General features: G+C 44.0%; 10 protein-coding genes and 3 pseudogenes. 7 read left to right on the top strand and 6 right to left on the bottom strand.

The window, feature by feature from the left end; translation table 11 throughout:
• Positions 1-40: 40 nt before the first annotated feature.
• Complete coding sequence (locus tag ABEW73_RS31345; protein WP_430168671.1) at positions 41-1,102, bottom strand: GntR family transcriptional regulator; 1,062 nt, start codon at positions 1,100-1,102, stop codon at positions 41-43.
• A gap of 268 nt (positions 1,103-1,370) precedes the next feature.
• On the opposite strand from ABEW73_RS31345, the gene ABEW73_RS31350 reads away from it, so the two are divergent.
• A complete protein-coding gene (locus ABEW73_RS31350) occupies positions 1,371-2,396 on the top strand; it encodes an SGNH/GDSL hydrolase family protein (protein WP_430168674.1) in 1,026 nt (341 codons plus the stop codon).
• Positions 2,397-2,414: 18 nt separating this feature from the next.
• Positions 2,415-2,504, top strand: a pseudogene (locus ABEW73_RS31355) (hypothetical protein); the annotation flags it as partial.
• Between the two features lie 223 nt (positions 2,505-2,727).
• On the opposite strand, the gene ABEW73_RS31360 reads toward ABEW73_RS31355, so the two are convergent.
• Positions 2,728-3,642: an EamA family transporter gene (locus ABEW73_RS31360; RefSeq protein ID WP_430168677.1), complete on the bottom strand. Its 915-nt coding sequence runs from the start codon at positions 3,640-3,642 to the stop codon at positions 2,728-2,730.
• Positions 3,643-4,293: 651 nt separating this feature from the next.
• Here ABEW73_RS31360 and ABEW73_RS31365 point away from each other — a divergent pair.
• Complete coding sequence (locus tag ABEW73_RS31365) at positions 4,294-5,244, top strand: LacI family DNA-binding transcriptional regulator (RefSeq protein WP_430168681.1); 951 nt, start codon at positions 4,294-4,296, stop codon at positions 5,242-5,244.
• A gap of 78 nt (positions 5,245-5,322) precedes the next feature.
• Here ABEW73_RS31365 and ABEW73_RS31370 read toward each other — a convergent pair.
• Positions 5,323-5,457 (bottom strand): annotated as a pseudogene (locus tag ABEW73_RS31370) (NAD(P)H oxidoreductase); the annotation flags it as partial.
• A 142-nt stretch (positions 5,458-5,599) separates the two neighbouring features.
• On the opposite strand from ABEW73_RS31370, the gene ABEW73_RS31375 reads away from it, so the two are divergent.
• Positions 5,600-5,971, top strand: coding sequence for a winged helix-turn-helix transcriptional regulator (locus tag ABEW73_RS31375; protein ID WP_430168683.1), 372 nt, complete (start codon positions 5,600-5,602; stop codon positions 5,969-5,971).
• 101 nt (positions 5,972-6,072) lie between these two features.
• On the opposite strand, the gene ABEW73_RS31380 is transcribed toward ABEW73_RS31375, so the two are convergent.
• Positions 6,073-7,026 (bottom strand): helix-turn-helix transcriptional regulator, encoded by a 954-nt coding sequence (locus tag ABEW73_RS31380; RefSeq protein WP_430168685.1) that lies wholly within the window; start codon positions 7,024-7,026, stop codon positions 6,073-6,075.
• A gap of 264 nt (positions 7,027-7,290) precedes the next feature.
• Here ABEW73_RS31380 and ABEW73_RS31385 point away from each other — a divergent pair.
• Positions 7,291-9,554, top strand: a pseudogene (locus ABEW73_RS31385) (heavy metal translocating P-type ATPase).
• Between the two features lie 163 nt (positions 9,555-9,717).
• Positions 9,718-9,885 (top strand): hypothetical protein, encoded by a 168-nt coding sequence (locus ABEW73_RS31390; protein WP_430168687.1) that lies wholly within the window; start codon positions 9,718-9,720, stop codon positions 9,883-9,885.
• 59 nt (positions 9,886-9,944) lie between these two features.
• On the opposite strand, the gene ABEW73_RS31395 is transcribed toward ABEW73_RS31390, so the two are convergent.
• A complete protein-coding gene (locus tag ABEW73_RS31395) occupies positions 9,945-10,325 on the bottom strand; it encodes a hypothetical protein (protein ID WP_430168690.1) in 381 nt (126 codons plus the stop codon).
• 705 nt (positions 10,326-11,030) lie between these two features.
• Here ABEW73_RS31395 and ABEW73_RS31400 point away from each other — a divergent pair.
• A complete protein-coding gene (locus ABEW73_RS31400; protein ID WP_430168693.1) occupies positions 11,031-12,509 on the top strand; it encodes a pyridoxal phosphate-dependent decarboxylase family protein in 1,479 nt (492 codons plus the stop codon).
• Between the two features lie 162 nt (positions 12,510-12,671).
• Here ABEW73_RS31400 and ABEW73_RS31405 read toward each other — a convergent pair whose 3' ends face one another.
• Positions 12,672-13,064 (bottom strand): ArsR/SmtB family transcription factor, encoded by a 393-nt coding sequence (locus ABEW73_RS31405; protein ID WP_339290074.1) that lies wholly within the window; start codon positions 13,062-13,064, stop codon positions 12,672-12,674.
• Positions 13,065-13,130 lie beyond the last annotated feature (66 nt).

The raw sequence follows: 13,130 nt of genomic DNA on the forward strand, positions 1-13,130 counted from the left end.
CGCATTCCTTCCTTTCAATGATCTATTTAAACTGACAACGTTAGGCGTAAGGGTTCTCGCATGTAGACTCCCGGATCACCAAAGTAACACCTGACAATATTTTTGTGCTGCCTCCATGGCTTTTGCCTTGAATAACTTGGTGAAGTAAATTCGCAGCATTTCTGCCGATTTCCTCGAAATCTTGCCGGACGGTAGACAATCCGATCGACAGGTTGCTGGAATGGTCCCAATCGTCGAATCCCATAATGGAAACATCCTGCGGAATTCTAATGCCGCGGTCCGTTAGCTTCTCGATCATTTCGATGGCAAGTTTGTCATTGCAGCAAAACAAAGCAGTAACATTCCGCTTCAAAATACTGTCGGCTAGTGCGTCATAGTCCACACGAGTCAGCAAGTTATCGTCGGTTACCGGAAACCCTGCCTGACGCATAGCGCTGCAATAGCCGTCAAACCGCTCCTGCTCGGAATGAAGAAAGAAGTGATAGCTTGCAAACTTTATTTTGGTATGCTTCAGACGGATCAGCTCCCGGGTAGCCAGGATCGCCCCGTCGTAATTGTTGCATCCGGAAAAATAGCTGGGATGATCCACATTGTACCGGTCTACCAATAGATAGGGGATGTTGTTTTGTTCGATGAATAGGTAGTTATCCTTGCTCCGGATCGGATCGAACGGATAAATCAAAAAGCCGTCAACTTTCCGGTCCAACATTTTCTGAATGGATGCTTGTTCAACGGCCAAATTTTCGTTGCTCCATTCTACGATTAAGGAGTAATTGAAATCGGCTGCCACTTGCTGCGCGCCCTTGATGATCTTCATATACGATACATCGTAATTGTCCTCCGCCGATAAAATGAACGCGATCAAGTGACTCGAATGGTCCGCGGCTTGAGCTCCATTGACAAAAGAGCCCTTTCTTTTGATTCTGGTAATTACGCCCTCGTTGGCCAGTTCTGTCATCGCTTTTCGAATCGTTATTCCGCTTACATGAAATTGTTTCATAAGTTCTACTTCAGTCGGCAGTTTATCGCCAGGTCGAAGCTTGCCGGCTTGAATCTGATGCAGCAGCGACTGTTTTACCGTCATGTACTTCGGCTCATTCACAAAAAATTCTCCTCTTTTACAGACTGGTGCTTGATTGCGGCACTTTATACGATTTTATAAAAGTATACTTTATTAATGCGTTGAAATCAAGACTGTTATCTTGAATTCCATGCATATTTATGCTTACAAACAAGGAGATTTCATTGCTTTGTAATTGACTAAAAGTATATCAATTGATAATATAAATACAGTTAACAATATAATAAAGTATACTTTATTATGCGTTGTGAGGATTCCGTTAGTCTATGCAAAAGTTGAAGGGGGATTTATGTTGGAGTTTAACTTTACCAAATATGCCAGGCTCATGGGGAGATTTGATCTAACCGAGAGAGAGAAGCCGAAATGCGGATGGGTCAACAGCGCGGTTTTTGTTGCTTTCCGAGGTACGACCATCTCGATGACGGCTGAGGATTCCGACGGCCAGGATTATGTTGAAATCGTAGTGGACGGTGTCGCCCGCAATTGGATCAATTTGAAGAAGGGGGTTCATGAATATATAATCGAACAGGGGCTGCCGGAGGGTAAACACACTTTAGAGATCCACAAGCGAACGGGGATCCTCACCGGAAGTATAGCATTTCATCATTTTTCTCTGCCTGACGGTGGAAGCTTCCTTGCCCCACCCGCGGCAAAACCTGTCCGGCTTGAATATTTTGGGGATTCCATCACAGATGGAGCAGGGATCGGCCATCCGCATGTGCTCGCTGAAGCGCCGCATCTAGACGACGGATACATGTCCTATGCCGGGATCAGCGCCAGAATGTTGAACGCGGAATATCATACGATGGCCATATGCGGAATTGGCGTTTGGCAAGATGCGATAGGGAATAGGCAAGGATTGCCGGAGCATTTTTCCGGGACGCTCGGCAAAGAGACGGCGCCATGGGACTTTTCCCGGTATATCCCTGATGGAGTCGTCATTAATCTGGGCCAGAACGATTATTCTACGCCGATTGATGATGAGGAGTATATTGCCGCTTATATTGAATTCATTCAGGTTATCCTACAAAAATATGACGACCCCTATGTCTTTTGCTGTGTTGGAACCATGAATAACAACTATCTTGCCAGCGTGAATAAGGTCGTGTCCTATTTCAATAGAAGCGGAAACGCAAAGGTATTCGTGGTTGATCTGGGGTTGATTCATCCAGAGGTGGAAGGATGGGGCGGCCGGTATCATCCCGGCTATCAGACGCATTACCGCATGGGCTCGGAGCTGGCCTCGTTTATATCCGCCAGAACCGGATGGGAATTGCTTAAGCGTCCGTTGACCGCAACGGAATGCGTGTTCTGATAATCCGAATATGGTGAGGAAACGAGTTTACAGCGTGCAGCGAAAGCATTTTTACAAAATGGCGGCAAACTTGGCAGGGGCTGTGGTATATTTGCAGGATACAATTGATGCAGCCATCTCTTAACTATGCACGTATGGGTTGCGATATTAATGAACTACATTAAGTCGTTTATGATACAAAATAACCACTTTGATCAAGTGGCGTGACACGCAAAAAGAGTAAAATCCCTCAGTTCTATTCAATTGAACTGAGGGATTCATATTTATATACGCTGTCAACTTGAAAAGGAGCCTATCACATTTGGTTAGCGGGCTTTTTGGACGCAAACATTTAGCTTACATAATGGTTGTCTGCTCTACTTATAGATTTTTTGTTCCAAATATCAAATCGAATGTTACTGTTAACAATCCCGTATAGGATAATGATCACTCCTATCCACTGAGGCCAGCTTATGACTTCTCCCAGCACTAAAGAGGACATGGTAATGACGACCGGCAATTCGGATGACGTAAGAATGGTTCCCAATCCCGAACCAACATGCGGCATTCCAATCGAATACAGAAGGGGAGGAAGGACGCCGCCGAATATGCCCAGAGCTAATCCATAAGGAATGATTCCCATAAGTACATCCAAGTCAAACAAAAACGTTGGCGGAAATACGATAAATACGGTCAATGCGCCTCCCGTGGAAAGAAGAGCGCTTTTTAAAATAGGAGGGGTCTCCTTTTCAACCGTCCCGCTCAAAAAAACGAATGTGGAAAAGGATAATGCCGCAAGCATTCCCCAAAGGCTTCCCTGCCATGACAACGCTAAGGGTTCCTGAAATAGGATATTGGCAGCCAACACGGAACCAACCAGTAGCAATGCGATGGAAAAAAGTTTCGTCTTGGTCGGTTTTTTCTTTTGGAATACCCACTCCAACAAAGCTCCGATCCATACAAATTGGAACAAAAAAACGATAGCAAGAGAGGCGTTTAAAGTTTGTAAGGCTTGATAATAAAATATGCCCGTTAACCCGAATGGAACTCCAGATAAGATAAGCCTTGAAGTTTGTATTCGAGTCAGTTTTTTCTTTTTAGTAAATAACACTGCAAGCCAAGTAAGCACAACGCCGAAGAGATACTGTCCTCCGGTTACTGCGGACACGGTGAAACCTGCTGCATATGCCAATTTAACAAAAGTGGACAAAACTCCATAACTGCAGCCTCCTAAAAAAACGATCAATGCATAGTGCCATAATTTCATAAAGTCATTATCCTCCTTAGATGAACGCAAAAAAGCCACACAAATGACCGTACGGCCTTTGTGTGGCGAAAATAGAGAGATTGCTCTCCAGAAAAGTCCACATCATCCCAAATAGGTTTTAGGTAAGATATTCAAGTTTCATTTAACAGTATAAAAGCATACTTTGAACAATGTCAATTACTATATACAAAAATAATAAGGCAGCGCCAAAAACCAATTTTGCCAAGATACACAGATGAATATTAGGTTTAGATCAATGGATCGTTCATTAGAAAGGGAATCCTAGTAGGTAAGGAAACGGTGCTGCACATATCCCGGGAGTTTCCCGTATACAAATCGTAGGCGGAAATACGATAATTGAATCGACCCTGGCGAATTTCCGTCAATTAATAAAAACGGTTACCCTTATAGTGTTAAGTTTAGAGTAAATAATGCCTTATTGAAGTCAACATATAGGCAGGTGGTAATCGCGGCTTCTATCAAAACTGTTGATGATACAACTGAGATTGTCACGTCAGAAAGAAATAGGTCTCCTTATGTAAATAAGCTCCTCATTAGTGTGATTATACTTGTGGGAAGCTGATTGTTGTTTTACATGCTGATTTGGTGTAAGACTAGTGTATGAAGTGTGAGATATAGGAGAAGGTGACAATGGCAAATATTAATGATATCGCAAAGCGTGCAGGAGTATCCGTATCAACCGTATCAAGGGTGCTGAATCAACATCCTTATGTATCTGAATCGAAGCGTGCAGCTGTGCAGCGTGTGATTGATGAAATGGACTATACGCCAAATCGCTTAGCTGTCGATTTAATTCGTAAGGAAACAAGAAGTATCGGTGTGATCATGCCGTACAACAACAATCAAGCCTTTGATCAACTGCTTCATGGTGTACTTAATCGATCGGTTGAACGTGATTATTCCGTGATGGTGCTCCCTACAAAGTATGATCCGGAAAAAGAGCTTAGCTGCTTAAATATGCTGAAAAATAAACAACTGGATGGAATTATCATTACCTCTCGTTCGAACACTTGGGATGCCATTATGCCATATACCAAGTATGGGACGATCGTCGCGTGCGAGTTTACGGATCATCCGGAGATTGGCTGTGCTTACATGGATCGATACGCATCTTATGTAGACACGTTTCAACTCTTAAAGGATAAAGGGCATTCACGAGTTGCTTTTACGACAGCAAGAGGAGAAGAGAGTAATAGTACACAGCTGACAATAAAAGCGTATCAGTATATATTTGGTGATCTGCCGCCAGCATACCATATCACGGATTGCTACAGCATGGATGACGGGGTAAGAGCAGCACAACAACTACTTAATATGGATCTTAGACCAACCGCTGTTTATGCGAACGGCGATGAGGTTGCGACAGGTATTTATCAGTATGCTAACAGCATACAACTGAGGGTGCCAGAGGATCTGGCGATCATTGGCCAAGAGAACCAGCCTGTTGGAATGGGGTTACATCTGTCTACGGTTGATCATCAATTGGTAAAAGTCGGTGAACAGGCCTTTGATCTTACAATTGAGAAATCAAAGGATAAGGTAGAGATTCCTTACCACATTATTTTGCGTCAATCGATATAGTTAGGAACTCATCTCTGATAAAGCTGGCAAGGACAAGAACTTGTACGGATTGCCGTAAAGGAGAACTTAACTTAAAGCTCACTGCTCCTTGGCATAATTCAACCCTAAGTGATGAGCTTGGTTAAGCAGCATCTCATAATGCTTGGGATTGGAATCCAAAGTCTCGTATAAAAATTCAACCTTGGAATTGGATACACCGCAATAATCTGGAAGTACGCACTTTCAAGTTCTATAGGATGATACAGGTGCCATAGAAACATGGAAGTGCCCTAGAAACTTACCTGAATAACGGACTGAAATGAATGAATCTTATGTTCCTAGCAAAAAACACAGCCTTTCAACGGAGGAATAAGAGATGAATGAAAGTAGGGAAAATAACGTTCAAAAGAAGTATAAAGTTGGAGTGGAGGCGGCATTAGAAGTAATGGGGGGGAAATGGAAGCCTTTAATCATTTATCATTTGATGACAGGACGGAAACGGACGTCTGAGCTTCGACGGTTAATACCCGGCATTACGCAAAAAATGCTGACCACTCAACTAAGAGGTCTGGAAAAGGATGAGATTGTTGCAAGAAAGGTTTATAAAGAGATCCCACCTAAAGTGGAATATGAGTTAACGGCCTACGGCTGGGGGTTAAAGCCCGCGTTAGACCATTTATGCTATTGGGGAGAGGATCATCTGGATAAGGTTCATGGTGACAAATCCAAGGTTTTAGAAGAGTTTTAAGTCTATTGTCGAGGGGCAAGAACATGGTGCCATGGAAAGCCGCTATTTTAGCGGCTTTTTAAGTTTTATCGATGCTGTTACCAATATTCAACGGAAGTTTATTAATCTGATTTGATTTTATTGCGATATTCAAGAGGACTCATTTCATAAATCTCTTTAAAAGCAGCCCCGAATTTACTCTGACTTTTGTACCCCACCGACAAGGCAATATCCCCGATGCTTTTTGAAGTCTTATGTAACATGGAAGCAGCCTGCCTGATCCGATATTCTTTCATATATGCCGCAATGGAAACGCCGTATACTCCTTTGAAAGTAGTCTTTAGTACAGTAGGACTGATACAGTATTGCTGTGCTAGTTCCTCAATTGTAAATCTTCGTTCAAAATCTTCCGTCATTTTCTTTTGAATCTGCTTGATAATATCAACTTGCTGTCGGGCATAAATCGTCTTTTGTTTCTCGCTGGCTATATCAAAATAATGAAGATATATTAAAATTTCTAATACTTTAAGCCGGAAATAAGTGCTTCTGGCCTCTATAGGAACCGAGTACATCCCACAGAAGATATGCTGAATCTCTTCCTTGGCCTGTATAAAAAAGCACTCATCGTTTACAAAAAAACGAGGAGCCATTCCTTGAACATCAATGGAAAGATCGGGCAAATAATCCGCTAACTGTTCTGCTAACTTTTCCAAATCAATCGTAATATTTATCCCTTTATAGAAGCCCAATGGAAGTTCAATACAATCACTGTGGTTGCTCATTGTGTTCATGAACAAATCACCTTCGCCTATATATTGCAGGCACCCGTCCTTCATTTTACACTCGGCTCGTCCTTCTTGACAGTGATTGAGTTCCAGCATGTTACGTTTGGAGTGAAGTGTTGGTATAAAACGGCTCGCATGAAAGTTTAAGCTAATCACTTCAACACCAGGCATTACAGCATAAACCGAGGCAGTACCTTGCCCATGCTTAGGATCCAGCTGGTAAACGATGTGGTCAAGGCTCCGTTCTACAATCGTGCCTGTACTAAAATGTGAAAAAGCAGATGCTCCCATAGGTTGGTTTCTCCTCCGATTGTTATTTCTATTTCCCCATCTTAATATATACGAATTCAAATAGACAATTTCCTAGAGTCTTGGGTTTCATCGCTAAAAATTATTCCAAACCGTCGAATTTTTAGCCCAAACAGATTCACTTTCCAAATTTTATTGAAAAAAACATTGGAGAGAGTATACTTTTAATCAATCAAACGATCATTTGATTGTTATATGGTTTGATTGTAATAAAAAAAGTTCGATATTTGAAGGGAGTAGTTTTTCATGAAAAAAACTTATAAACTGAGTAACCTGGATTGTGCGAATTGTGCGGCGAAGATCGAAAATGGTATTCGCAAGCTGGCTGATGTGACCGAGGTTAAAGTTAACTTTATGGGGCAGAGGATGATTCTCGAGGCTCCGGATGATAAATTTAACGCCATTCTTGAGGAGTCCAAGAAGGTTATAAAAAAACTTGAACCGGATGTATCCATTGAGGCTTAGCAGATAGATGCAAGTTTCTCGATTTGGTCTATAACGATTGAACATGGTTAGCCACATTCAAATTGCGCTATTTGAGTCAGCAGTGGTTGTGATGATACAGCCGCTGCTTTTTCAAATAGGAGGAGGATAGAGACATGTCAAAAAAGGAAATAAAACAGTTGGTGCGTATCCTGATTGCATCTGTTGGTTTCGTAGCGGCACTACTGCTGAAGTTAGAGGGCATCGCTGAATTTCTGCTATATCTCGCCACATATCTCATCGTTGGAGGAGACATCATCTGGAAAGCGATAAGAAATATTTCTCGGGGACAGGTCTTCGACGAGAACTTTTTGATGTCAGTGGCCACGATCGGGGCATTCTGTCTTGGCGAGTATTCGGAAGGTATCGCCGTTATGCTGTTTTATCAGGTCGGCGAACTGTTTCAATCCTATGCCGTTTCCAAATCCCGCAGGTCCATATCCGAACTGATGGATATTCGTCCCGACTATGCCAATGTGCTAAGAAATGGGGAATTGATACAGGTCGACCCGGAAGAAGTACAGGTTAATGAAATCGTTGTGGTGAAGCCTGGCGAGCGTATCCCTCTGGACGGTGTTGTTACAGACGGTTTCTCCGCAATCGATACATCAGCTCTTACGGGAGAGTCTGTTCCGCGGGAAGTACACGCCGGGGAAAATGTGATTAGCGGCTGCATCAACCAAACCGGTAAACTGACCATTCAAGTGAACAAAGAATACGGCCAGTCCACGGTAGCGAAAATACTGGAGCTGGTGGAGAATTCTTCCGACAAAAAGAGCAAGAGTGAAAACTTTATCACAAAATTCGCTCGATACTATACCCCGATCGTTGTTTTCGCGGCGGTTATTTTGGCCATCATTCCACCGCTTATCACAGGTCAGTCATTCGGCATGTGGATTGAAAGAGCGCTGACTTTCCTTGTCATTTCCTGTCCCTGTGCTTTGGTTATTTCGGTACCGCTCAGCTTTTTTGGTGGAATCGGCGGGGCGTCCAAATCCGGCGTTCTAGTGAAGGGAAGCAACTATCTTGAGGCTCTGGCCAAAACAGAGATGGTCGTGTTTGATAAAACCGGTACACTGACAAAAGGCAGTTTCGCCGTCAGTGAGATGCATTCCGACAAAATGACCGGTCAGGAGTTGTTGGAATTGGCAGCCTATGCGGAGGATTATTCCAACCATCCTATCGCACAAAGTATCAAGAAGGCATTTGGTAGAACCATTGATTCCTCTCGCGTCAAAGATATCGAAGAAATCGCCGGTCATGGTGTGAAATCCGTGATCGATGGCAAGGTCGTGTTGGCAGGCAACGCCAAACTCATGAAACGTGAACGCATCACCTACAAAGAAAAGAATCTTGTAGGTACCGTAGTTCATCTGGCTGTAAACAAGGAGTATATGGGATATATCCTCATTGAGGATGAAATTAAGGAGGACGCTGCGCGCGCTATCGCGGCTTTGAGATCGGCAGGAATCAAGCAGACCGTTATGCTGACCGGCGATGCCGATGCCGTAGGGCAAAAGGTTGCTGCAACGCTCAAATTAGACAAAGCTTATACTGAGCTGTTGCCCGCGGATAAAGTTGAACGAATGGAAGAATTAATGAAGGGGAAAAGTCCCAACGGAAAACTGGCTTTTGTCGGTGACGGCATCAATGACGCACCCGTTCTTGCTCGCGCCGATATCGGCATAGCCATGGGGGGATTGGGTTCCGACGCGGCGATCGAAGCTGCGGATGTTGTGATCATGACCGATGAGCCATCCAAAATCGCCACCGTGATGAAGATAAGCAAAAAGACGCTCCGTATCGTCAAACAAAACATCATTTTTGCTCTGGGTGTCAAGGGAATTGTGCTGGTTCTGGGAGCACTTGGCATTACAACCATGTGGGGAGCAGTATTTGCTGATGTTGGAGTATCCGTCATTGCCATTATCAACGCAATCCGGGCACTCAACGTGAAGAAATTCAATACGCCGATACAAGCAGCCCGAAAACAAGGGGAAGGAAGTCGGCAAAGAGCGATGGCATAAGTTGAGGGGGCGTGTTACCGGTAAGCTCTGTGCGTAACACGCCTGCTTTTTATCGATTCACCTGATATCTTGTCAGAGGCACCCACGCGGAAACAAACGTATATAATGTCATACGGATATTAATATATGTTTAGATTTACCAACTATAAGGAGGTTATTTTTTATGATTTCTTTAAACGATACGCCCGTACCCAGGTCGGAAGATATTGATATTACTACCTTTGCGGAATTAATGAACGCCATAGAAAACGCCAATGACGGCGACGTTTTAAACCTTAATATAACAAACGACCTTCTGTTCACCAGTTCTGTGGTGATCAGAAGAAGCTGACCATCAATTCGGCTTTTTAAGCTCGGGCGGACAATTGATTCTGGATGGCTGCTCAATTATTAATTGCGTAAGAAGCGGATCTGGGCGTCGCGGGCAACGGCGGAGGCCTTTCGGTTGGCGGCGATACAGCCATATGTACGATAAGCATGCGGGATGTTCTGATTGCGAACTGTATGGCTAATAACGGCGGCGGCATATACATGAACGGCAACGCTGTTTGTATGATGAACAATGGTGAAATCTCCGGCAATACAGCCAGCGCAGACAACTGAAATGGCGGTGGTGTGTATGTGTTCGGTGCTACCAATTCTTTCACTATGAACGGTGGCACAATTTTTAACAATACGGCTACAAACGGCGGCGGAGTGTTCAACTAACCTATATGCTGGTAAAATTTCAGGAAATATAACAGGATCATTTAGTGGCGGTAGTGTTAACAACCAGGCATCTACCTTTGTGATGACAGGCGGTGAGATTTCCGGCTACAGCCTCCAGCGGCGGCGGCGTATTCAACTTTGGTCCCGCCATCTTTACCAATACGGCCATCATCGACGGCGGGGGAGTTTGGATCGCTCATGAAGACCTGGCTAATCTTGTTGTAGGGCCCGCTGCGATTTTCTCGAACAACAGCGCCTCCAGAGCCTTAGCCGCAACCCTATCGACGACGAGCTCTATTTTACACATATCTTTGGTACTCTGTGGACTTTGCCCTTTGCACAAGGCTATAACAATTTTGACGTGTCATATATCAACAGCACCACCTAGCCTCTCCCGTAGATGTTAACCTTCAGGGAATCAAAGGGAATCAGTCTTGCCATTACGATCGACACATTAGTGTCGGGTGACAAGAACCTATATGCTTAAAAGTCGCATAGATGCGGCTTTTTTGTTTTAACGATATAAGTTCTTGTCAAAAGTGAATGACAAGAATTTTTCTTGATTTACGAAATAAGAACGGTTTTCAATACCTCGAATCGTCTGGCAACGCAAGAACTACTTCTTACCAGAGTCGGCTGCCGTCGAGAGGAAGAGATTGTTTCGAAATCTTGCGGTTTCATTCGAAGATGATACAAAACCGAGTTCTGCGAGTTTATACTGTGAATCAGCAACGGAATTTAGAAGATGAAGGAGGATGCATTTCCCACATGATGAAGCAAAATCCAGTTCTTAATCTTGATACGGATGAACGAATGGACATTGGAACCTATCTGTTGGAACAAATCAATGACTACCTGACGCACATACGCGGGGTCCGTGTCTCACCTGAACTCAACGTGGATGCACTTGTAGAACACGCACGTAGATTATCCTTTGAGCATCCCGTCAGCGCGCGCGAGGCGATTTATCATATCCTGGAGGGATTAACGCAATACCAGGTGCATACGCCACACCCGCGATATTTCGGCCTGTATAATCCGCGGCCCAACTTCATGGGAATTATGGCGGACACGATTACTGCAGCTTTCAATCCGCAGCTTGCAGCATGGAGCCATGCACCTGTAGCGGTCGAAATAGAGAACTATGTATTGAAAGAGATAGCTTCAAAATTCGGTTATTCAGCAGATGAAGCGGATGGGACATTTACAACGGGGGGAGCGGAAGCAAATCTGACGGCCGTACTAACCGCATTAGTACATCATTTTCCATCGTATGCCAAAGAAGGACTGAGGTCGCTCCCCAAGCATCCCGTCATGTACGCCTCTGCAGAGAGCCACCATTCCCTGGTAAAGGCAGCGCGTTCCTGCGGACTGGGTACGGATTCCCTTCGTATGATTATGACGGGCTCTGAAATGCAAATAGATGTTGATGCGCTTCATCATCAAATTCAAGTGGATCGCGCTGCTGGATACACTCCATTTCTCATCATTGCGACGGGTGGGACGACCGGCGTCGGAGCGATTGATCCCATTAACGAAATGGCAAACTTGGCTGAACGCGAGCAATTGTGGTTGCATGTCGATGCTGCGTATGGTGGAGCCTCGGTGTTTGCACCGGAACTGTTGGATCTACTTTGTGGTATTGACCGAGCTGACTCCATTACCTTCGATGCGCACAAGTGGATGTCTGTCCCGATGGGGGCGGGAATTTATATTACACGCCATAAGGACATCTTACATAGAACATTCAGCATAACGGCAGATTATATGCCTAAAGAAGGGGCTGATCTGGATATTATTGATCCGTTCACCCATTCGATTCAATGGTCGCGAAGGTTTATCGGTTTGAAAGTGTATTTATCGCTTGTGACGGCTGGTTGGGAAGGCTATCGAAGCATGGTGCAGCACCAGACTGAGATGGGCAATCGGTTGCGCCGGGAGCTTGCTTGCTCTAACTGGAAGGTTATCAATGAAACTGTATTGCCTGTCGTTTGCTTTACAGATACCAATATTCAATCAAAGAGCCAATCGAATTTCGCATCATTTATATGTCAAGAGATATTGCGTTCAGGGCAGGCATGGATTTCGGTATACGAAATAAACAAGACTCCCGTTCTGCGGGCTTGCATTACGAACTACGATACAACAGAGGAAGATATTATGGTATTGATGGAACTGCTGAATAGAGCAAGAGCAAAATATTTGGAGGAGATATCCGAAAGGTCATTTGAAAAAGAGCACCCATAAATTTTTTTCATCCCTAAAGGCGAAACCGACTGGCTATGTATGGCTAGGTCAGCACTAAATAAGGCTAACGTTTCTTACTACGAACCGGACTTTATTCGGCTGAGGGAAGAATCAAGCATTGTTCAAAAATGAAATGCACAACTTAAGAAAGTATCTATAGTTTTATCGATTGAGGTTGTGATCTGCAATTCCTTTCTTTGGGCAAGTCATTTGAAAAAAATCATCTATCATTTGATGAACCAGGCGTGCTCTTTCATTGTCGGCCAGTGAATAATAAACTTCTTTCCCCGCACGTCTGCTTTTGATCAGTCCGTGAAGCTTCAGCAATTTCAAGTGATGAGAAACAGAAGCGGCACTAATGCCAAGAGCGGCTGAAATATTGTTCCCGCACTCCTCGCAATGACAGAGCAACCAAAGGATTCGCAAACGTGTGCCGTCGCAAAGCTGTTGAAATACGGTGGCTCCGTCCAGAAAATATTCCACATCAGGCATTTGCTTTAAAGCATGGCTTAAATCTTGTCCGTGGTCGTGAAGTATTTCCTTGTCTTTTTTCATGGACACTCCTTCAAATAAGTATTCATTTGATGAAACGATCAGTATGCTCATTCTATTTTAGCCTAT

The organism is Paenibacillus lautus (genome assembly GCF_050482385.1).
GTDB classification, from domain to species: Bacteria; Bacillota; Bacilli; order Paenibacillales; family Paenibacillaceae; genus Paenibacillus_AQ; species Paenibacillus_AQ lautus_B.

Bases quoted from the DNA above. Each gene is read 5' to 3' on its own strand.
- ABEW73_RS31350 (WP_430168674.1), top strand. From the start codon at position 1,371: ATGTTGGAGTTTAACTTTACCAAATATGCCAGGCTCATGGGGAGATTT.
- ABEW73_RS31360 (WP_430168677.1), bottom strand. From the start codon at position 3,642: ATGAAATTATGGCACTATGCATTGATCGTTTTTTTAGGAGGCTGCAGT.
- ABEW73_RS31365 (WP_430168681.1), top strand. From the start codon at position 4,294: ATGGCAAATATTAATGATATCGCAAAGCGTGCAGGAGTATCCGTATCA.
- ABEW73_RS31375 (WP_430168683.1), top strand. From the start codon at position 5,600: ATGAATGAAAGTAGGGAAAATAACGTTCAAAAGAAGTATAAAGTTGGA.
- ABEW73_RS31380 (WP_430168685.1), bottom strand. From the start codon at position 7,026: ATGGGAGCATCTGCTTTTTCACATTTTAGTACAGGCACGATTGTAGAA.
- ABEW73_RS31390 (WP_430168687.1), top strand. From the start codon at position 9,718: ATGATTTCTTTAAACGATACGCCCGTACCCAGGTCGGAAGATATTGAT.
- ABEW73_RS31400 (WP_430168693.1), top strand. From the start codon at position 11,031: ATGATGAAGCAAAATCCAGTTCTTAATCTTGATACGGATGAACGAATG.
- ABEW73_RS31405 (WP_339290074.1), bottom strand. From the start codon at position 13,064: ATGAAAAAAGACAAGGAAATACTTCACGACCACGGACAAGATTTAAGC.